Below are 21,138 nucleotides of genomic sequence, written 5' to 3' on the forward strand. Positions count from 1 at the left end.
AATGAGGCTCCTTGCGAGCCTCTTTTTTATGGAGCAATATGAGCAAGAAAAAGAAAAAATCTAATTTTTTATTTATTTTTATTTTCATACTGGGGCTTGGTATTTTGTCCTATCCCATGATATCCAACTGGTATTATAGGATTGAGTCCAACAACCAAGTTGCCGACTACAAGGAAGCGAGAGACCTCTTAAGTGATGAAGAGATAGGGAGAAGGATGAGGCTTGCCAAGATTTACAACGACAATCTGGGCAATGTGACTCCAAAGGACCCTTACAGTGAAGAGGAAAAGCACAAGGCAATCGAAAATTATGCTCAGATGTTAGAGCTAAGGACCAAGATAGGCGTTGTCACTGTTCCTTCTATTGATGTTGAGCTGCCTATTTATGCTGGTACTAACGAGGAGATCCTCCAAAAGGGTGCAGGCCACTTGGAAGGTACATCTCTTCCTATTGGCGGTGAGTCTACTCACACTGTTATCACTGCCCACTCAGGTCTTCCTTCTGCAAGGCTCTTTACGGACCTGCAAAAGGTGAAGATGGGCGAGAAGTTTTACATCGAAAATATTGGGGGGACACTGGCTTATGAGGTTGACCACATTGATGTCATTGACCCAAGTGACTTTTCTCAGCTACTTGTGGTGCCAGAAAAGGACTATGCAACCCTACTTACTTGTACTCCTATTATGATCAACACTCACAGGCTCATTGTCCGTGGTCACAGGGTGCCTTATGTGCCAGAGGTTGACGAAAAAGTTATGGAAGACAAGGGTGGAAATCTTGGAATTGATAAAAGGCTTATCATTCTCTTAATTTTTGCTATAATTATCTTAGTTAGATATTTGTTGTCAAGGCGAAAGAAAAAATTGGCAAAAAAGAGAGAATTGGAAAGGGCAAAAAATATTGAGCTGGCTAAGATGAATATGAGCGCCAATAATAAGAGTGAGGATAATATTAAGGGCGATGGCAATAGTGGAAATGATGATATGAGTAAGGGTGATGGCGATGGTGGAAAAGTTTAAAAAAAATTGGAAAATTATTCTTATTTTTGTGCTTGGGCTAATGATTGCCATTTACCCAATTATTTCAAATTATTATTACACTGTGGAGAACAACAATCAGGTTAAGGACTTCCAAGAGGCTGTTTCTGAAATGCCAGATAAGGAAGTTTTGGAGAGGATCGATCTTGCCAAGGCATACAATGATACTCTCGACCCTTCAAGGCTGGCTGACCCCTACACTGAAAGGGAAAAGAAGGGCGTGGAAAACTACGCTCGTATGCTTGAAGTTAGGGAAAAAATTGGCTACATTGATGTGCCAAAGATTAACCAACAAATTCCTGTCTACGCTGGTACTTCTGAAGACATTTTGCAACACGCTTGTGGTCACTTGGAAGGGACATCTCTTCCTATTGGTGGCAAGGACACTCACGCTGTCATTACAGCCCACAGGGGACTGCCACAAGTTAAACTCTTTAGGGACCTAGACAAGATGGAAGTGGGAGATCTATTCTTCTTCACAAATGTTAAGGAGACTCTAGCCTACAAGGTGGACCAAATTCTCGTTGTGGAACCTTGGGACTTCGAGCCAGTCCTAGTTGTGGAAGGCAAGGACCTCATGACCCTACTTACTTGTACGCCTTACATGATAAATTCTCACAGACTGCTTGTGCGTGGTCACAGGGTGCCTTATGTGCCAGAGGTGAAAGAGGAAATTGAAAGAGCTAAGTTCAACTACAAGTCTCTAATTGTGCCGGGAATCGTTCTTGCTGTAGTTATGCTTATTATATTCTTATATATTAGACATAGGAGGAGAAGACGCTATGAAGGTTAAGACTAGGGTTTTAATTGGATATTTATTTATTCTCTTGGGGATTTTTATGCCCCTACTTGCCTTTACTTCCATGTCTTATAGGGAAATTGTGGCGAACAAAAGGTATGCGGCTTTTAAGGAAAAGGAAGAAAGTTTAACTGATGACCTTAAAAAGTACAATGAAGATGTGACAAAGGGCGATGCCAATATTATCGACCCCTTCTCCAACGAGGACTACAAGGGTTATTATGACATTAAGGGCATAGACAAGGAGGAGGTCTTTGCCTACCTCATTATCCCAAAGCTTGACATGAAAAAGCCGATTTATCTTGATGCAACTTACAAGCACTTGGATCTTGGTGTAGCACAAGTTGAGGGGACAAGTCTTCCCCTTGGTGGCAAGTCCACGAGATCTGTCATAGCTGGCCACAGAGGCTGGTGGGGAGACCTCATGTTTTACAATGTAGAGAAACTTGAAGAAGGTGACGACATTTTTATTGACGGTCGGTCTGGACTTTTGAAGTACAAGGTCACTGGGCAGGAGATAATTGACCCCAGCGATTGGGAAAAAGTTCTGCCTATTGAGGGCAGGGACATGGTCACACTTTTAACTTGTCATCCAAAGAGACCACCGAGACCAAAGAGGCTGCTCATTAACGCAGAGAGAGTAGTGGAGAAAAAGGCAGAGCCTGTGGAAAAAGTAAGTGAAGAAAGACAAGTTTCTTATTTGAAGTACGGAATCTATGGCGTGACTCTTGTGGGTTGGCTTGCTTTTATTATCACCTTCTTTAAGATGATAGGCTATGTAAGAGAAGGCAAGAGAAGGAAGAAAAGATAATAGATAGTTTTAGCGATATAATTTTTAGAGTCTGGTTGACTTACAAAAGCCAGACTCTTTTTGTTTTGGCAAAAATTTTTGCTTTACAAGAGTTTTATGGAGTTTTGTCAAAAAAAAGTCCTTGCTCGAATATCTCATTCCAAAAATTGTTGCCTTCTAAATCTTGAACTTCTAAAATCGCAAAGTCGCTTCGCTCCAACAGTGCGATTTTAGCCGAAGTTCTTCGATTTGAAAGCAAAGCAATTTTTTACATAGGATATTCTTAGCAAGGAGCTTTTTTATATGCTTACATATGAAGTAAAATTTACAAATTCACAAGCATTTGACTTATAAAAGTCTAGCAGATATATTAACAAATTATAGAATTATGATAAAATTAGTTTGAGGAGATGGTCCTATGGCACAAATTAATGTCAGAGTAGATGAAGATGTTAAAAGAAAGGCAGAGAGAGTCTGCCAAGAAATTGGAATTTCTATGTCTTCTGCAATAAATATTTACTTGAAAAAAATAGCGAGAGAAAATAAAATCCCCTTTGAATTAACAGCAGATCCTTTTTATAGCAGAGAAAATATGGATTATCTTGAAAAGAAATATAAGGAATATAAAGATAGGAAATCAAATCTTATTGATGATGAGGATTAGAATTATTTATTTTTAATAATTTGTGATAAATTAAAATGTCCAAATTCAAATCGTTTAACTTATGATAAAATATTTTTTATAAAGTGGAAAAGAAATGAGGGAGGAGGAAGCTTATGGTTGATTTAACAAATGTTGGAAGAAATATAAAATGTTTAAGAGAGAAATCTGGACTAAATCAAAGGCAAGTTGCTGAGTTTTTAGACTTGGACCAAGACATGATTTCTAAAATTGAAAAGGGCAAAATAAATATTTCAGAAAGTCAAATTGATAAGTTGGCAAATTTGTTTTGCTGTCCTGTTTCTTCCATTTTGTATGGAAATGAAGATTTAACTTGCAGGGTAGATTATAAGTCTGATTCAATAACAAGAGAGGACTTAGAAGCTTTGTCTTTAATTAACAAGCTTGTACTTAATCAATTTGAAATGGATAGGATTGCAAGGAAGAGCCAAGATGCAAAGTAAGATGAGTTTAAGTAGATTATATTAACATAATAGGAAGAAAAGGATGCGGGTTTTGTGCCTGCATCCTTTTTGTATGTTTGTTTTCTAAATTTTTTCAAAAGTCGTGATAACTTAAAGTTTCTTAATTGCTTTTAAAATTCATAAGATCTTAAAAATTTTAAATATTTTAAATGTTTTAAATGTTTTAATTATTTTCAAAAGTTCCAAGAACTTGAACTTTTTTATCCCTTATCATAACTTTTCCTAAAGCTATTACTGTATCTATATCAAGTGTTTTTTCGTCAAGCAAATTTATATCTGCATCAAAGCCTACTTTAATATTTCCCTTATTCTTTAGGGATAATATTTTTGCTGGGTTTGTGGTAAGACCTCTTAATGCGATTTCAAGTGGGATGTCTTCTTTAAAGACACATTCCTTTATGGCTTCAAGTAGGCAAGATGATTTGCCAATGCCTAGTCCTACATATTCATTTTTTTCGTTAAACATTGGGAAGCTTCCCTGTCCGTCTGAAGTGAAAGTAAAGTTATCAAGACATATTTTTTCATCAATTATGCGCCTTAATGCCTTAGAGATTCTAACTTCTCCGTATTCTTTTTCCCAAAGGTCGGGGTCATCTGCACCAGTGAAGTCACAATAGCCACCACGCTTTAAATATTTTATGCTTTCTTCAAAAAGTTTTGGATTTCTGCCACAGTGAGTTGGCAAAAATTGTGAAATAGGTATTTCTGTTTCGTCTACTGCACGATTTAGATAATCTAAATTAGACTTTCCATCGCCCATGTGGATGTTAATTATGCCAGCCTTGTCAGAGAGCATTCCTGCTACTCTTACATTTGCTGCAAGGCGAAGGAATTCTTCAAAGGTAGGCTGAGATGATCTGTGGTCAGATAGGGCGATTTCCCCTGCCCCAATAATCTTGTCAATGGACATTATATCCTTCATGACATCGCCTGTGAGGGTAGGAGTTGGTATTTGATAGGCTCCTGTGTAGATATAAGATGTTATTCCTTCTTCTTCAAGACCTCTTGCCTTGGCAAGTAGGGCAGATATATCTCTTGCCACTCCATCTGTCCCCAGTGTTCCAACAACTGTTGTTACGCCAGCTTTTGTTAATGTGCTTAGTGTTATTTCTGGAGTTCTAGTTTTAAAACCACCTTCGCCACCGCCACCAAGTATATGAACATGGCAGTCTATAAAGCCAGGTGTCAAAATTTTTCCTCTCCCGTCGATTTCTTCTACATCCAAGCAAGACACATCAATTTTAATTTCATCTTCAATGGCTGCAATTTTATCGCCGAGAATTAATAGGTCTTTTGTTCCTAAAAATTCTGGGCTATAAACTTTTGCCTTTCTAATAACTTTAATCATCTTATTCAAATTTATCACTTCCTATTGGAAATTAATAAGGACTGCAACGATTAATATTATTGAGCCAAGTAGGAAGAAGAAGGCTTGCATCTTGATTTGGAATTTTGCCCACTTAGACCAATCTATACCAGCAACGCCAAGGACACCAATTAAACTTGCAGAAACTGGTGTAAAGGCATCCATAAAGCCTGCGCCCATTTGGTAAGCAAGGACTGCAATTTGTCTTGAAAGACCAACTAAGTCAGCGAGTGGTGCCATAATAGGCATAGTTAGGGCTGCTTGACCTGAGTTTGATGTTACAACTAGGTTAAAGAGTGATTGGAATAGATACATACCAATTGCTGCGATTGCCTTTGGCACGCCAGCGAAGGCATTGCCCATGGAGTAAAGAATTGTATTTAAAGCAGAGAAAGAATTTGCATCGCTGCCACCAAGTACAATTAAAATACCCTTAGCCATACCTACAACAACTGCTGTGCCAGCAAGGTCTGCTGCACCATGTTGGAAACAAGAAGCCATATCGTTAATTGTCATGTTGTTTAATTTAAAGATTACAGCAGTAAGACCTGAAGCTAGACCCATAACAAAGAATTGAGAAGCTATTTCAGGAATGTAGTAACCCTTCTTCATAACTCCCCAAACTATCCAAATTAAAACTGCCAACATTTCAAGTAAAATAATTTTATGGCCAAGTTTAAATTCTTGTGCAGAATTGTCTTCTGCTAATTTTTCTCTAAATTTATTGTCTGTATCATAGACAACTGAAAGAGTTGGAGTCTTTCTAATTCTTTCGGCATAGACCATAGTGTAAGCTGCACCAAGACCAGTAACTACAACCCAACATACAAGTCTAAAGCCTGCACCAGATAAAACTGGAATGCCAGCTATACCTTGAGCTATGGCAACGGAGAAGGGACTCATCCAAGAAACGGCATTGCCAAGTTGTGATGCAACGAAGGTTACAGTTACGGCGACAATGGAGTCATAGCCAAGGGCAATGACAAAGGGAACCATTACCATGGAAAAAGGTATAACTTCTTCACTCATGCCAAAGGTAGCTCCACCTAAGGAGAATAGGTAAAATAAAATTGGAATTGCAAATTTTTCGAGGCCCTTTGTCTTGTTGATTACAGCATAAATACCAGCATCAATGGCGCCAGTAGACATGATGATACCAAAGGCTCCACCTACAACTAAAAGTAGGGCAACAATACCAACGGCAGAACCGTATTTATCGCCGGACACTAGACCTTCAAATAAGTAGTTTAGAAAACCAAAACCATTGAAGTCATCAGTACCCCAAATTTTTGCTGTCTTATTTAAGTTGACAGATTTATCATAAAAATTATCCCCATAAAGTCCGTATAAAGTGTCATCTGTCAAGCCAACCGCATCAAGAGCGCCTTGGTCCCAAGAATCAGCTGGAGTTTTTAGAAGTTCAGCAAAGGCCTCCTCATCAATTTCCTTTTCTTCCATAGCATCTTTATCTTGGTATAAAGTGTTAAGATTTTGAGCTAGGAAGTCCTTGTTAAGAGGGTGCATATATCTAAAAGTTTCGGTCTGCAAAACAGTTCTTGTGTCAGTTTCCCCAGAAGCGTTTACATATTCAACATCGTGAGTTGAGAATTTACCAGCAGGAATTAAAAATGTTAAGCACCAACAAATAAGAACTACAACAAAAATAATTGCATAAGTATGCGGCGTTTTAAATTTTGTTAAATCTTTTTTTCTCATAATTTTCTCCTTTCGAGTTTTATATTTTATCCATATTATTTTAAGAGGCAGTAAATTTTATTTAATTAAGATAATATAAAGACGAAAAATAAATTTAAAGCCATATTAAAGTAAGCTAAAAAATTAAAATTTATAAGCTGGGGATCTTGGACTAACTTTTAAATTTATCATAAGTTAGATGCTATATGGATATTTTTAAAGACATAAAATATTAGAGCTTATTTTCAATAAAAATTTAAGCTTAGAATAATATATCTTTGTAAATAGTATATATCAAAAGGCTTTCATTTTGTACAAATAAAGTTGTAATAAGGGGTTTTAATTTAAAAATAAAAAAAATGCAGCTTTTGTGGCCGCATCTATTTTGTATGGTTTTTATATTGCTTAGTTTTTTAATTATTTTTTATAAAATTTATTTTTTTATAATTTTTTATCTCTCATTTATTTTGGTGGGAGATTTTTTTGAAGACTTCAGCGTATTTTGCGAAGAGCTTTTCTAATTCCTTGACGCTATATTTTTTGCTGTAGGAGCTATTCATTATGTCCTTAAGGACAGCTTGAATCTTGTTGTGGATCTTTATGTCTGTAACTATGGATGTCTTTGTGCTTAGCTTGTCCCCTTCAATTTTTTTGAAGAACATATTGTTTTCGTTGATGAAGAAGTTAAATTTGTCCAAGCCCATGGACTTTAGGTATCTGTTGTCATTAATGATATAAAAGTTTATGTTCTCATTATTCTTCATGATTTCGATTATATTTTTTAGGTGGTCTTCTATTTCATTAGGACTTAGTTTTGCCCTAGTGGAGCAGTAGAGGATATTGCCAGTTTCTAAGTAGTTTAAGAGGCTAGTCCTTGTGGTCAAGAAATTTATCTTGGCATCAACAAAAAGTTCGTCCCACAAAAGTTTTATGCCGGCAATTTCTTTTTTGTTTATTTCTTGATCCTGGTCAAGGGAAGCTTCTATTCTGTCAATGACTTTGTTGGGCAGCAAAAATTCAAAGCCGTAATTGGATAAGAATAAAAATTCGTTGTCGGAGTAAAAATATTTTCTGTAATTTGTCTCTGCCATCTCTTGGGCAGAGGATGTGACAATTATTTTGTTGAGACCGTCAAAGAAGTGGTCCATAAAGGAAGAAATTTCAAAGAGGGTGTCAAGTTCTCTTCCTGAAGTTAGGGTTGAGTAGTCCTCTCTTTCGGCGATGATTATATACATCTCGCCCTTTATCAGTATAAAGTCGCAGTGAGTGTAGCTGCGCTCATAGAATTCTAAGTTTATGGAAGAATTATCTGTGATAATTTTTAAAAGATCTATTTTTTCTATGTCATCTTTTTTGCAAAGAAGGTGGAGGTTCACTTCTACATCTCTTGACACTTTTTTTATGGTCTGAATTAGTATGTCTGCATAGGGACTTGTGATGTCAAAGGTTGCCCAGATGTCAAGGTCTATGTTCTCCAAAATTAATTTTTCTAGGATTTCTTTTAAGTCGCTTTCCACGCTAGATGTCTTGAAGATGAAATTTGTGCCTTGTGGTCTTTCTTCTACTGCATCGGAATTTGTGTAGGCATAGGACTCGTTTAGGAGCTTATAGATTAAGACTTCCAACCCTTTTTCCGGTTCTTTTTTTAAGATTTCTGAATTTTTTAATTCAAAGCTAAGGAGAAAGTCTTTGGTCTTGTCCTCTTCTATGAGGGCCCTTGCAAATAGGGGCGCAAGTTTTCTATTTATGGTGTAAATATTTTTTGATGAGGGAATTTTTTTGCCAGAGTTCCACTTGCTTATGTAGGATATGTCATAGTCCAAGGCATAGGCAAGGGTGGAGAGCTTAGTATTTGTCATGTCTGTTAAAATTTTAAAAACTTGTCTGTATTGCCACATATTTTATCTCCTTCCTTAAAATTATATATATATAGATTATATTTATTTGTTGAATAAAAGTCAAATAATGTCACTATGATTCAAGTTCTTGCAAGTGCCAATAAACCGTTTTTTTACAATAAGGTTATATAATAAAAGCAAGAAGAATATTTTTAAAAAATTTGGAGGGAAACATGGCAAATTATAATTCTGTAACTGATAAGGTTATTGAGGACATTAAGGCTGCTGTTAGCGGCAAAGTATATGTTGGCGAAGAAATCAATATTGACTTCTTCCACGACGAAATGCCAATTTATGGCGAAGGACAACCGGACCTAGTTGTTGATGTTACTTCTGCAGAAGAAGTTTCAAAAATCGTAAAAATTTGTAACGAAAATAAAATTCCAGTATTGGCAAGAGGTGCTGGCACTGGTCTTACTGGCGCTGGAGTTTCAAGATTTGGCGGCGTAATGCTTAATATGCAATCAATGAATAAAATTCTTGCTTATGATGAAGAAAACATGGTTGTTAAAGTTGAGCCAGGGGTTCTACTAAACGACCTTGCTGAAGACTGCTTGACAAGAGGTTATATGTATCCACCTGATCCAGGCGAAAAGTTTGCAACTCTTGGGGGAAATGTTGCTACTAATGCTGGTGGTATGAGAGCTGTTAAGTATGGCACTACAAGAAACTATGTGCGTTCAATGGAAGTTGTTCTTCCTACTGGTGAAATCACTCAATTTGGTGCAACTGTTTCTAAGACTTCAACTGGTTATTCTCTAAAGGACTTAATTATTGGTTCTGAAGGAACTCTAGGAATTATCACAGAACTTACTTTAAAAATTATTCCTGCTCCAAAGGAAACTATTTCTCTAATCGTTCCTTATGAAGATCTTGACACTTGTATTTCAACTGTTCCACAACTTTTCAAGGCTCACTTAAACCCACAAGCTATTGAATTTATGGAAAAAGAAATTGTTAATATGTCTGAAATTTATATTGGCAAGGCAACTTTCCCTAAGGAACTAGAAGGAATTGACATTGGCGCTTATCTTCTTATCACTTTTGACGGAAATGATGAAGATGAACTTAACGATATTATTGAAGAAGCTGCTGAAGTTCTTATGGAAGCTGGAGCAATTGACATCTTAGTTGCTGACACTCCAAACAAGATTAAGGAAGCTTGGGCTGCAAGATCATCCTTCCTTGAAGCTATTGAATCACAAACTAAACTTCTTGACGAATGTGACGTTGTTGTGCCAATTAACATGATTGCTAAGTATGTTCACTATGTAAACGAAAGAGCTAAGGACTTCCCATTTGAAGTTAAGTCTTTTGGTCACGCAGGCGATGGCAACTTACACATCTACACTTGCTCAAATGACATGGAAAAAGAAGAATTCTTGAAAGAAGTTGAAGTTTTCATGAAGGACATTTATGGAAAGGCTTATGAAATGGGCGGACAAATTTCTGGTGAACACGGAATTGGCTTTGGTAAGAAGGAATTCTTAAAGATGTTTGAAGGGGATGTAAATACTGAACTTATGAGAGGAATTAAAAAGGTATTTGACCCTAACATGATTTTGAATCCAAACAAAGTTATTTAATTAAGAGAAAAAGGGGATAAAGATGGCATATTTAATTTCTGAAGAAGCAAAGGACTTGCTTTTAGATGTTAGAAACTTCTGCGAAAAGGAAGTTGTTGAAGTTTGTAAGGAAGCAGACAGAAGTGGCGAATGGCCAGAAGACTTATACGAAATGGCAAAGGAACAAGGATATTTTGCCCTTGAAGTGCCAGAAGAATTAGGTGGGCCTGGTCTTTCAAGAGTGGATATAGCCGCTCTATTTGAAGAAATGGCAAAGGCTGACGCTGGTTTTGCCACTACTATTTCTGCATCAGGACTTGGCATGAAGCCAGTTCTTATTGCAGGAAGCGAAGAGCAAAAAAATTATATTGCTGACATAGCTATGGAAGGCGGACTTGGTGCCTTCTGTCTTACTGAACCAGGTGCTGGTTCTGATGCAAGCTCAGGAACTACTACTGCTGTAAAAGATGGCGACGAATATGTGATTAACGGAAGAAAGTGCTTCATCACTAATGGTGCTGTTGCATCTTATTATTGTATTACTGCCTCAACTGATAAATCTAAGGGAGTAAAGGGACTTTCTATGTTCTTAGTGCCAGCAGGAACTCCTGGTCTAAGCTCAGGCAAGGAAGAAGACAAGATGGGAATTAGAACTTCTAATACAACTGATGTTGTCCTTGAAGATTGCAGAATTCCTGCATCAAATCTTATTGGCGAAGAAGGCAAGGGCTTTTCTATTGCCATGAAGACTCTTGACCAAGCTAGGGCTTGGATGGGTTGTATAGCTGTTGGTATCGCTCAAAGAGGAATTGACGAAGCTAAAAAATATACAGATGAAAGAATCCAATTTGGCAAAGCTATTAATGCAAATCAAGCTATTCAATTTAAACTAGCTGATATGGACATTCAAACAGAAGTTGCAAGACAAATGGTTGCCAATGCACTTACAAGAATGGACATGGGCCTAAGCTACAATAGAGAGTCTGCAATTGCAAAATGCTTTGCATCTGATATAGCTATGAGAGTGGCAGAAGATGCCATTCAATTATTTGGCGGTTATGGCTATAGCAGAGAATATCCTGTTGAAAAACTTTTAAGAGATGCAAAGATCTTCCAAATTTTTGAAGGTACTAACGAAATTTTGAGAATTGTTGTTGCTAATAATTTATTGAGAGGTTAAGAATGAATATTTTAGTATGTATAAAAGAAGTGCCTGATGATTCAGTTGCAGTTTCTGTCCAAGGGGACAGAGCTGCAATAGATTCCATCACACCTGTTGTTAATGCCTTTGACACTTATTCCCTAGAAATGGCTGTAAGGTTAAAGGAAGAAGTTGAAGGACAAGTAACTGTTCTTTCTATTGGCGGTGAAGATGTTAAAAATTCACTTAAAAACTGTCTAGCTGTTGGAGCTGACAAGGCTTACTTAGTAAAGCGTGATGATTATAGAAGTCTTGACGCAAAAATGATTACAGAAATTCTTATGGGAGCAAAGGCGAAATTGGAAGAAGAACTTGGCAAATTTGACCTTGTATGCTTTGGTAAAGAAACAACTGATGCTGAAGGCTCACAAGTTGGAGTTTATTTTGCCAATAAATCTGATCTTGGCGTTGTCACATCTGTTATCGAAATGAAATTAGATGGGGACAAGCTAATCACTAAGCAAGAAATTGACGGTGGCTATAGAGAAGTTGAAACAAAAACTCCATGCGTTGTAACTATTGCTAAGCCAGATTATGAACCAAGATACCCTACTATAAAATCAAAAATGGCTGCAAGAAGACAAAAGATTGAAGACTTTGAAGTTACTTGTGACTCTTCTTTAACTCTTGAAGAGATTAAGGACTTTGAACCTAAGAAGAGGGAAGCTGGAGTTAAGATTCAAGAAGAAGAGCCAGAAGATAGCGTAGCAAAGGCTATTGCAATCATGAAGGAACAAAAGGTTTTATAGGAGGAAAAGATGAAAAATATATTAACTTATATAGAAATTAAAGAGGATGCTCCTATTAAACTTTCTTTAGAAGCTCTTTCTAAGGCAAGTGAAATTGCAGTTGAAAAGGGAACTAAATCTCTTGCTTTAATTACAGAAGAATTAAAAGATGATGAATTAAATAAATTAAGAGGAGCAGGAGCAGAAGACATTATAGTGGTAAAAAGAGATGCCTACAATATGGAAGACTTCTCAAATATTATTGTTGAAGTGGCTAAAAAATATGACTGTGAAGACATCTTTATTCCAGGTACACTTGACGGCAAGGACTTGGCTCCAAATGTTGCTGCCACACTTGACACAGTTTCTCTTACAAATGTAATGGAAATTAAATTTGAAGGAGAAGATATAATCTTTGTTACTCCTTCTTATGGTGCAACTGTTTTAACTGAATCAAAGCTAAACAAGGCTCCAAGAATTATCACAGTGAGAGCAGGATCCTTTGACAAGAGAGAGGACCTAAATGGCGCAGGAAATCTTGTAGAAGAAAACATTGATGAAGTGAAGGACATAAAATCAATCATAAGAGATGTGGTAATGGCAGCAGGTGCTGAAATAAATCTTGAAGATGCACCTATCATTGTAACTTGTGGTAGAGGGGCATCATCTGATGAAATTTTCCCACTTGTGAAGGAACTTGCTGATGCTTTTGGTGCTCCAATCTCAGGAACAAGACCTGTAATTGATGATGGAGTTCTACCTAAGGCTTCACAAATTGGTCAATCTGGTAAAATTGTTTCTCCAGCCCTATACATTGGCTGTGGAGTTTCTGGCGCAGTGCAACACATTTCTGGCATGGAAAACTCTGGATTTATCCTAGCAATAAATAAGGATGAAGACGCTCCTATATTTAAGCTAGCTGATGTGGGAATAGTTGGAGATTGTAAAGTTATTCTTCCACTACTTATTGAAGAAGTGAAAAAAATTAAAGAAAACGCATAGGTGACTTATGAACTATTTAAAGGAATTTGTAATATTATGTGTCTGCTTAATGCTTGGAGTAGTGACTAGACACCTTATAAATTTCCCAATACCTGAAGCTGTATATGGTATGATTTATCTCTTCATAGCCTTTGCAGTTGGAATAATAAAACCCGACGATGTTAAAAAGACTTCCAATGGAATTTTACAAAATTTGGCGATTTTGTTTGTGCCAGCAGGCGTTGGCATTATAAATTCCTATGACGAGATAAGGGGAAAGGCTGGCCTACTCGTGGTTTTAGTAGTCCTTGGCACAGCTATAACAATGGGACTCACTGGTAAAATTATAGAAATTTTACAAAGGAGGAAAGATGTTTAGTAACAAATACTTTGGAATCATTTTGACTTTTGCAACTTTTGAAATAGGAAAGATGATAAACAAAAAATTAAAAACTCCTTTGGCTAATCCTCTACTAATATCCATTGCCCTATGTATCTTATTTTTAAAGGTGACAGGAATACCCTACGAAGATTATAAGCAGGGTGGAGACTTTATAATGTTCTTCATCGCTCCTGCCACAGTAGCAATGGTTGTTGATTTGTACGAAAATTTGCCCGAATTAAAGAAAAATTTAATCCCTATTCTTTCAGGAACGGTACTTGGCTCTGTAATTGCAATGTTATTTGTGGTCTTTGTCTTCCACATGGCTGGCTTTGACAAAAACATAGTTGTGTCTGCAACGCCACAATCAATTACAACTGCAATTGCAATTTCTCTTTCTGAAGAGTATGGCGGCGCCTCTGCCATTACTGCAGTGCTTGTAGTAATAAGAGGGGTGACTGGTGCAGTTATTGCTCCAATGATCATAAAGCTCTTTAGGATAAAGGATCCAACAGCACAAGGTGTTGCAATTGGTACATCTTCTCACGCAGTTGGAACATCTGAAGCGAGAAAGCTTGGCGAGATCCAAGGTGCCATGAGTGGACTTTCAATTGCAGTGGCAGGTCTTGTGACTGTAATCCTAATGCCTCTTGCAATGAAAGTTATAGAAAGCTTATTTTAAGGCGAATGTTGTTTTGAACTAAATAAATTTATTAGACCTATTGTCTCCCTCAATAGGTCTATATTTTTTTGTTTTTCTTATTTCAAGTAATCCGACTCACTCGACAATGCTCCCTATTCGGTCGCATCGTCTTCCTTCGCTGGATAAGATTTTTCATCAGCTCATGCATCGCTAAGGCTCGCATTCGCTGTGAAAACCTGAAAAAACCGAGACTTGTCTCGGTTTTTCTTATCATTAAAAAAGCTTGGTGAGAGTAAAATTTCACCAAGCTTTTTAAGTTAAATTATTTTATTTTCTATTTTTTATTTCTTCTATTAAGTCTGGAACTATATTAAATAAATCGTCAACTATTCCGTAGGATGCTGTGTTAAATATTGCTGCATCTGGGTCATTGTTGATGGCAATAATTGTTGCAGAATTTTCCATGCCCTTTGTGTGTTGGATGGCTCCAGAAATTCCAAGGGCAATGTAGAGGTCTGGTTTTACTTGGACGCCAGTTACACCGACTTGTAGGTCCTTGTCGCACCAGCCAAGGTCTGTTACAGCTTTAGTTGCTCCAACAGCACCGCCAAGGGCGTCTGCAAGTTCTTCTACTAGGTGCCAGTTTTCTGGGCCGCCAAGTCCTCTGCCGCCAGATACAACTACCTTTGAATTAAGAAGTTTGTCAAGAAGTGGATTGATGTCAGCTTTTTCAAAATCAATGAATTTTGTCTTAACATCTTCTTCACTTAGTCCAGCTTCTTCTTTTATTATTTCAACTTCTCTTTTTTCGTCGCGAGGAGCTTCTACAAAAGAGCCTCTTCCAATAGTTGCCATCATTGTTTCAGATAAAATTCTTACATCGCAGAATAATTTTCCATCAAAGGAAGGTCTAATCCACTTGATGTCAGCCTTATCTTCTGTTAGTTCAACAGCAGAGCAATCGGCAACAAGTCCAACATGTCTTCTTGCTGAAACTCTTCCTGCCAAGTCACGACCATTGTGGCTTGCTGGCAGCATGACAATTGCTGGATCATATTTATCCATTAGGGCTTCCAAAACTTTTGCATAGGCAAGTGTATTGTAATTTTCTAAAAGTTCGTCATCTACTTGGATTACCTTGTCGGCACCGTAGTAGCCAGATTCCTTTGCAAGCTCGTCATTTTTGTAACCAATTTCAATAGCTACAAGTTCTTTATTTAATTCATCAGAAAGTTCTCTTGCCTTTGACATAGTTTCTTTAGTAATAAGTGAAAGTGAACCTTCTGAAGCTTCGTTTACTACCCAAATATTTCCTTTTTTCATTTTATCACCTACACTAATATTTTCTTATCTTCTAAGATCTTAATGACTTCTTCTATATTTTCTTTGGCGGAGCCCTTGTCAATAAGGTTTCCTGCTTCAGATTTTCTTGGAGCAGATAAATCTTTTACAATTGTAAGAGACCCCTTTTGTCCAAGTTTTTCAAGGTCAAGTCCAAGAGAAGATGGAGTCATTTCGTGAATTTCTTTTTCTTTGGCAATGTCGCTTCTCTTTAGGGCAAACTTTGAAGGTTTATTTACAGAGCCCTTAAGTGCAGATGCAACAAAAGGGGTGGAAAGTTTTACAGTTTCAATGCCTGTGCCAATATTTCTCTTTACTTCAAATTCGCCGTCTACATAGTTAATGTCTGAGACATAAGTCACTTGGTTCATGCCAAGTCTTTCTGCAACTTGGGGACCAACTTGTCCAGTGTCGCCGTCCATTGTTTGATCGCCAGTAAAGATTATGTCGTAGTCTCCAATGGATCTCGCTGCTTCAGCAAGGGCATAGGAAGTTGCTATTGTGTCAGAACCCTTAAATTCAAGTCCTTCCAATAGGTAGGCTTCTTCTGCACCCATTTGGATACATTCACGCAAATATTTTTCTGCAGATGGTGGTCCCATAGTTAGGACATCAATCTGTACATCTTCTTCTACTTGTTCTGATATATTTAATGCAAATTTCAATCCGCATAGGTCAGATGGATTTATTATAGTTTTAATTCCATCTCTAATTAAGTTATTAGTTTCTGGATCGATTCTCGCATTAGTTGTGTCAGGAACAGTTTTCATCAATAATAATATTTTCATAGTTCCTCCTAAAATTTATTAATTATTCATCATAATTATATCATACCCCAAAATGATTAAAGTATTTAACAGTCCTAGATTTAATGAAATTATTTTATTTCATAACTTACTTAAAAAATTTTCTATCTGTATTATAATATATAGAGGGTTATTTGTTTTAAAATAATTAATTTTATAGAAAGGAAGAAAAAATGAAAAATTTAAAGTTTAAAAAGATCCTAAGCCTGCTTTTGGTTTTTATTATGATGGCAGGAATTTTAGGCGGATGCGGTAAAAAAGAAGATAGCGAAGAAAAAAATACAGGAACAAATAATGTTTCTACAGAAGAAAAAGTTGCTACAAAAGATGAGGATGGAAGTCACATAGTCACTGACCACGCAGGTCACGAAGTTGAGGTTCCAAATAAAATTGAAAAGATTGTAATTGACCAAGTGCCAATTCTTTCAACTTACATGGCATACAATGAAGGCAAGGCTCCTTACATTGTGGGCTATGCTGGTTCTTTAAAGCAAGTTATTTCTGAAACAGTTTTAAAGGACATGGCACCAGAACTTTTAGATGCAAGTAACACTGTTCAAGGTCAATCAGACATCAATGTGGAAGAAATTATGAAGTTAAAGCCAGATGTAATTTTCTACAATGCAAAAAACCAAGATAGATACGAAAAGCTATCTAAGACTGGAGTACCATGCATTGGCTTTGTAACTATGGGAGCAGACACTCCTGCTGACCCAATAAATAGGTATGGAGAGTGGCTAAAGCTTCTTGAAGATGTCTTTGGCGAAAAGGGAAAGATGGATAATTTCTTGGCAGCTGGCAATGATATTGTTAAGGATGTTGAAGAAAGAATTGCGAAAGTCCCTGATGAAAAAAGACCTAGCGGCATGATCCTTTGGAAGTATCAAGAAGGCACTCCAATTGTTGCTGGCAAGGGAACTTTTGGCGACTTCTGGCTAAAGAGACTAAAGGTAAAAAATGTGGCAGAAGAAGCAAAGGGCTATGCCAAGGTAAATGTTGAGCAAATTTATTCTTGGAACCCAGATGTATTTTATCTTGACGGACCTGGTCTTTTAAATATTAAGACAGAAGATGTCTACAATAATTCTGTAGAGGGTTTTGATTTTTCTAATTTAAAGTCTGTTAAGGACAAGAGAGTTTACAACTCAAAGCTTGGCATGTGGAACTGGCTTACACCAAATCCAGATGCGCCACTTGTTCTTGCATGGCTAGCTAGCGAAACTTATCCAGATGCCTTTAAGGACTACGACTTGAAGAAAGTTATTAAAGACTACTACCAAAAATGGTACAATTATGAACTTACTGATGAACAAATCGAGGACATGTTTAATATATGATAAAAAAATATTGCACTAGAGATGACGGAAAACTCCGTCTCTCTGTGTATCTTATTTTATTCATTCTTCCCCTAGTCTGTGCAGTCCTTGCACTTTCTATGGGCAGGATGAAGGTAAATATTTCTGAAATAATAAATTTATTTAAAAATTACATATTAAGAAGAGACTTGGACCCTATGATGGAGTCCTTAATTTTTAAGATAAGGCTGCCAAGGATTCTCACTGCCATAATAGTGGGCGCAGGTCTTACTGTGGCAGGCATTGCCTTTCAAGCTCTCTTTTCAAATCCATTGGCGACACCAGATATACTGGGAGTGACAAGCGCCTCAAGCCTTGGAGCAATTATTGGGATTTTACTTTCTCTTGGCACTATGGGCATTCAAGTCCTTGCCCTTGTGACTGGTCTCATTTCAATTTTTATAACCATAAATCTTGTGAGGCGAGATGAGTCCTCCATTGTCATGCTAGTTTTGGCTGGGATTATTGTATCTTCTCTTGCCAATGCCTTTAGCTCCCTATTAAAATACACAGCTGACCCCATGGACAAGCTGCCACAAATTACTTATTGGCTAATGGGAAGCTTTGGCAGGACTTCTTACAAGAACTTAATCTTGGCAGGACCCCTCATTATAATTTCAATTTTTGTAATTTATAAGATGAGCTGGAGTTTAAATCTCCTTTCCCTATCAGAGGAAGAGGCAAGGTCTCTGGGTGTAAATGTAAAGAGAACAAGATTTATTTTTATACTGGCCACAACAATAATAACTGCATCTAGCGTCTCCATTTGCGGGCAAATTGGTTGGATTGGCCTCATCATTCCCCATCTTGTTAGGATGCTCATTGGGGCAAATAATCTTTACACTCTGCCCTTTGGCATAAGCTTTGGTGCAGCCTTTATGGTCTTAATTGAAGCCCTATCAAGGACAGTTTCTGTAATTGAGCTTCCAATTTCAGTTCTCACTGCAATTATTGGGGCGCCAATTTTTATAATGCTCATGAGAAGGTCTGGAGGAATATTCAAATGAAACTAGAAGTTTCCAAGGGATTTTTTAAATTTAAAAAGACAGACTATATTTTAAGGGACATAAATTTTTCTCTAGTTGATGGTGACGTCTTGGCAATTCTTGGACCCAATGGAGTGGGCAAGACCACTCTCATAAAGTGTTTGACGGGACTTCTTCCTTGGACTAGGGGCGAGACTTTTATTGATGGCAAAAATATTTCTGCCATGAAGGAAAGAGAAGTCTGGTCAAAAATTTCCTACATTCCACAAAAGAGGAATTTTTCCTTTTCCTACACTGGACTTGAAATGGTCCTCTTTGGGTCAACTTCATCCTTAAATATTTTTGAAAGACCTAGCCAAAAAGAAATTGAGAGGGCGAGTGAAGTCATGAAGATGATAGAGATCGATCACCTTGCAGGCAAGGTCGCCAATGAAATGAGTGGTGGAGAACTGCAAATGCTTTTAATAGCCAGAAGCCTTGTCAAGGATCCAAAAATAATTATTTTAGATGAGCCAGAAAGTGGCCTAGACTACAAAAATCAAATTATTATTTTAGATTTAATAAAAAAACTTTCCGCAAGTGGCGTGATTATTGTCATGAACACCCACTATCCAGACCACGCACTAAAAATTTCTAACAAATGTCTTCTATTAAATTACGACAAAACTTATAAGTTTGGAGAGACGAGAGAAGTTTTAAATGGAGAGAACTTGAAAAAATCTTTTTCTGTTGAGGTGAAGATAGAAAAAATTTCTGTGGCTGGCAAGGACTATGAGAGCATAATACCCCTTGGCATAGCAGAAGAAAGAAAATAAGGCTGCAAAAATCTCTTGCTCGAATATCTCATTACAAAAATTGGTATTTTCTAAATCTCGAACTTCTAAAATCGCAAACTCGCTTCGCTCGGACAGTGCGATTTTAAACGAAGTTCTTCGATTTGAAAATCACACAATTTTTTTCATAGGATATTCTTAGCAAGGAGATTTTTTTATTTTCCTTAAAAAAGTTTTCTATTTTGCCCTATATAATAGAAAAAAATAAAAATCTTTGTAAAAATTTTTGTTAAAAGAAAAATTTTTGGCAAAACAATTTATATTTTTGAAGAAAAAATTTTTTATAGGGACAAAATAATTTTTTTGTAAAAAATTTTAAAAAAATGTGTAAATTTCCTTTACAAGTGGCTTTATTTGTTATATAATACCAGAGCGTTTAAAAAAGAAAGTTGCGATGAAGTCATAAGTTGCTTGAGATTTTGTTGAAAAAAAGGAGTTTCGAGGTAATTATGACAGAGAAGTCCAAGCTGGACTTGGGCGCGGGTTATTTTTTTCAGACGGGCCACTTGATACACAAGGGTGCGTTTATCGATAACCCCATTCGCAAGTAAGGCTTTAGCGAATAGGAGGTAAATATGTCTAACAAAGGCAAACAAAAAATCAGAATTAAACTTAAAGCTTATGATCACGAATTACTTGATAATTCAGCACTAAGAATTGTTGATGCTGCTAAAAAGAGCGGTGCAGAAGTTTCTGGACCAATTCCTCTTCCAACAGAAAAGGAAATCATCACAATTATAAGAGCTGTACACAAGTATAAGGATTCAAGAGAACAATTTGAGCAAAGAACTCACAAGCGTCTAATTGATATACTTAATCCTACACAAAAGACTGTAGATTCACTTATGAAGTTAAATCTACCAGCTGGTGTAGATATAGAAATTAAACTTTAAAACTTTGCTTTATATGACTTCTAAATAGAAGTCCGCTGTAAATATTAGGAGGTGCAACATGAAATATTTAGTAGGTAAAAAAATTGGCATGACCCAAATTTTTGATGAAGAGGGTATTGTCACTCCTGTCTCAGTTATTGAAGTAGAACCAAATGTTGTTGTGCAAAAGAAAACTATTGAAAGCGATGGTTACAATGCTATCCAAGTTGCAACACATGAAGTTAAGGAAAAGAAACTTAACAAACCTGAGAAGGGACATTTCGACAAGGCAGGCGTAGGATATAGAAAACATCTTTCTGAATTTAGAACTGATGATGTTGAGTCTTACAATCTTGGCGATGAAATAAAGGTAGATTTATTTGAAGTTGGAGAACATGTTGATGTTATCGGTACTTCAAAGGGTAAAGGAACTGCTGGTATTATTAAACGCCACAACTTCGGTCGTGGTAGAGAAACTCACGGTTCTAAGTTCCACAGAATGCCAGGTGGTATGGGTGCTGCTTCTTATCCAGGAAAAGTATTCAAGAACCACAGAATGGCTGGAAAAATGGGTAACGAAAGAGTTACTGTTCAAAACCTTGAAATTGTTAGAATAGATACAGATAAAAATTTAATTTTAGTTAAGGGTGCTATTCCAGGACCTAAGAAGGGAACTGTTAGAATTAAAAGCACTACTAAAATGACTAAATAAGA

General features: G+C 36.8%; 21 protein-coding genes. 16 read left to right on the plus strand and 5 right to left on the minus strand.

Going from position 1 to position 21,138, the window contains the following annotated elements; all coding sequences use genetic code 11:
- Positions 1-38: 38 nt before the first annotated feature.
- The 5 genes from HMPREF2801_RS02300 (at position 39) to HMPREF2801_RS02320 (ending at position 3,751) form a co-directional block, all read left to right on the plus strand.
- The gene (locus HMPREF2801_RS02300; protein WP_070610385.1) at positions 39-1,019 is read left to right on the plus strand and encodes a class C sortase; all 981 of its coding nucleotides are present in this window, start codon (positions 39-41) and stop codon (positions 1,017-1,019) included.
- Positions 1,003-1,830: a class C sortase gene (locus HMPREF2801_RS02305; RefSeq protein WP_070610386.1), complete on the plus strand. Its 828-nt coding sequence runs from the start codon at positions 1,003-1,005 to the stop codon at positions 1,828-1,830. Before HMPREF2801_RS02300 ends, HMPREF2801_RS02305 begins: the two co-directional genes overlap by 17 nt.
- A complete protein-coding gene (locus HMPREF2801_RS02310) occupies positions 1,820-2,647 on the plus strand; it encodes a class C sortase (RefSeq protein WP_070610387.1) in 828 nt (275 codons plus the stop codon). Before HMPREF2801_RS02305 ends, HMPREF2801_RS02310 begins: the two co-directional genes overlap by 11 nt.
- Before the next feature lie 397 nt (positions 2,648-3,044).
- Positions 3,045-3,290 (plus strand): type II toxin-antitoxin system RelB/DinJ family antitoxin, encoded by a 246-nt coding sequence (locus HMPREF2801_RS02315; RefSeq protein ID WP_070610388.1) that lies wholly within the window; start codon positions 3,045-3,047, stop codon positions 3,288-3,290.
- 113 nt (positions 3,291-3,403) lie between these two features.
- Positions 3,404-3,751, plus strand: a complete 348-nt coding sequence (locus HMPREF2801_RS02320; RefSeq protein ID WP_070610389.1) for a helix-turn-helix domain-containing protein — start codon at positions 3,404-3,406, stop codon at positions 3,749-3,751.
- Positions 3,752-3,935: 184 nt separating this feature from the next.
- Here HMPREF2801_RS02320 and iadA read toward each other — a convergent pair whose 3' ends face one another.
- The 3 genes from iadA to HMPREF2801_RS02335 form a co-directional block, all read right to left on the minus strand.
- Positions 3,936-5,120 carry a beta-aspartyl-peptidase gene (gene iadA, locus HMPREF2801_RS02325; protein WP_070610438.1) on the minus strand — a complete coding sequence of 395 codons (1,185 nt, stop codon included), beginning with the start codon at positions 5,118-5,120 and terminating at the stop codon, positions 3,936-3,938.
- A 21-nt stretch (positions 5,121-5,141) separates the two neighbouring features.
- Positions 5,142-6,854, minus strand: coding sequence for a putative basic amino acid antiporter YfcC (gene yfcC / locus HMPREF2801_RS02330; RefSeq protein WP_070610390.1), 1,713 nt, complete (start codon positions 6,852-6,854; stop codon positions 5,142-5,144).
- A gap of 437 nt (positions 6,855-7,291) precedes the next feature.
- Complete coding sequence (locus tag HMPREF2801_RS02335) at positions 7,292-8,731, minus strand: hypothetical protein (protein WP_070610391.1); 1,440 nt, start codon at positions 8,729-8,731, stop codon at positions 7,292-7,294.
- A 173-nt stretch (positions 8,732-8,904) separates the two neighbouring features.
- Between HMPREF2801_RS02335 and HMPREF2801_RS02340 the strand changes: the two genes are divergently transcribed.
- Genes HMPREF2801_RS02340 through HMPREF2801_RS02365 form a run of 6 tightly spaced genes read left to right on the plus strand, consistent with a single transcriptional unit; the run spans position 8,905 to position 14,270 of the window.
- The gene (locus HMPREF2801_RS02340) at positions 8,905-10,317 is read left to right on the plus strand and encodes an FAD-binding oxidoreductase (protein WP_070610392.1); all 1,413 of its coding nucleotides are present in this window, start codon (positions 8,905-8,907) and stop codon (positions 10,315-10,317) included.
- A 22-nt stretch (positions 10,318-10,339) separates the two neighbouring features.
- Positions 10,340-11,476, plus strand: coding sequence for an acyl-CoA dehydrogenase family protein (locus tag HMPREF2801_RS02345; protein ID WP_070610393.1), 1,137 nt, complete (start codon positions 10,340-10,342; stop codon positions 11,474-11,476).
- A gap of 2 nt (positions 11,477-11,478) precedes the next feature.
- The gene (locus HMPREF2801_RS02350; RefSeq protein ID WP_070610394.1) at positions 11,479-12,246 is read left to right on the plus strand and encodes an electron transfer flavoprotein subunit beta/FixA family protein; all 768 of its coding nucleotides are present in this window, start codon (positions 11,479-11,481) and stop codon (positions 12,244-12,246) included.
- A 9-nt stretch (positions 12,247-12,255) separates the two neighbouring features.
- Entirely contained in the window at positions 12,256-13,227 is a 972-nt protein-coding gene (locus HMPREF2801_RS02355) for an electron transfer flavoprotein subunit alpha/FixB family protein (RefSeq protein ID WP_070610395.1), read from the plus strand.
- 7 nt (positions 13,228-13,234) lie between these two features.
- Positions 13,235-13,585, plus strand: coding sequence for a CidA/LrgA family protein (locus tag HMPREF2801_RS02360; protein ID WP_019125002.1), 351 nt, complete (start codon positions 13,235-13,237; stop codon positions 13,583-13,585).
- On the plus strand, positions 13,578-14,270 hold the full coding sequence (locus HMPREF2801_RS02365) for an LrgB family protein (protein ID WP_019125001.1): 693 nt from the start codon (positions 13,578-13,580) through the stop codon (positions 14,268-14,270). The genes HMPREF2801_RS02360 and HMPREF2801_RS02365 overlap by 8 nt, the downstream gene beginning before the upstream one ends.
- Before the next feature lie 288 nt (positions 14,271-14,558).
- On the opposite strand, the gene HMPREF2801_RS02370 is transcribed toward HMPREF2801_RS02365, so the two are convergent.
- Together HMPREF2801_RS02370 and HMPREF2801_RS02375 are read right to left on the minus strand one after the other, a co-directional pair.
- Positions 14,559-15,554, minus strand: a complete 996-nt coding sequence (locus tag HMPREF2801_RS02370) for an electron transfer flavoprotein subunit alpha/FixB family protein (protein ID WP_070610396.1) — start codon at positions 15,552-15,554, stop codon at positions 14,559-14,561.
- An 8-nt stretch (positions 15,555-15,562) separates the two neighbouring features.
- Positions 15,563-16,360, minus strand: a complete 798-nt coding sequence (locus tag HMPREF2801_RS02375) for an electron transfer flavoprotein subunit beta/FixA family protein (protein ID WP_070610397.1) — start codon at positions 16,358-16,360, stop codon at positions 15,563-15,565.
- 191 nt (positions 16,361-16,551) lie between these two features.
- Between HMPREF2801_RS02375 and HMPREF2801_RS02380 the strand changes: the two genes are divergently transcribed.
- From HMPREF2801_RS02380 to rplC, 5 genes are all read left to right on the plus strand, one after another.
- The gene (locus HMPREF2801_RS02380; RefSeq protein WP_070610398.1) at positions 16,552-17,715 is read left to right on the plus strand and encodes an ABC transporter substrate-binding protein; all 1,164 of its coding nucleotides are present in this window, start codon (positions 16,552-16,554) and stop codon (positions 17,713-17,715) included.
- Positions 17,712-18,740, plus strand: coding sequence for a FecCD family ABC transporter permease (locus HMPREF2801_RS02385; RefSeq protein WP_070610399.1), 1,029 nt, complete (start codon positions 17,712-17,714; stop codon positions 18,738-18,740). The genes HMPREF2801_RS02380 and HMPREF2801_RS02385 overlap by 4 nt, the downstream gene beginning before the upstream one ends.
- The gene (locus tag HMPREF2801_RS02390; protein WP_070610400.1) at positions 18,737-19,534 is read left to right on the plus strand and encodes an ABC transporter ATP-binding protein; all 798 of its coding nucleotides are present in this window, start codon (positions 18,737-18,739) and stop codon (positions 19,532-19,534) included. The genes HMPREF2801_RS02385 and HMPREF2801_RS02390 overlap by 4 nt, the downstream gene beginning before the upstream one ends.
- Before the next feature lie 593 nt (positions 19,535-20,127).
- Positions 20,128-20,445, plus strand: a complete 318-nt coding sequence (gene rpsJ, locus HMPREF2801_RS02395; RefSeq protein ID WP_005957385.1) for a 30S ribosomal protein S10 — start codon at positions 20,128-20,130, stop codon at positions 20,443-20,445.
- 58 nt (positions 20,446-20,503) lie between these two features.
- The gene (gene rplC / locus HMPREF2801_RS02400) at positions 20,504-21,136 is read left to right on the plus strand and encodes a 50S ribosomal protein L3 (RefSeq protein ID WP_019124993.1); all 633 of its coding nucleotides are present in this window, start codon (positions 20,504-20,506) and stop codon (positions 21,134-21,136) included.
- Positions 21,137-21,138 lie beyond the last annotated feature (2 nt).

The organism is Peptoniphilus sp. HMSC062D09, assembly GCF_001811425.1.
Taxonomy (GTDB): domain Bacteria; phylum Bacillota; class Clostridia; order Tissierellales; family Peptoniphilaceae; genus Peptoniphilus_A.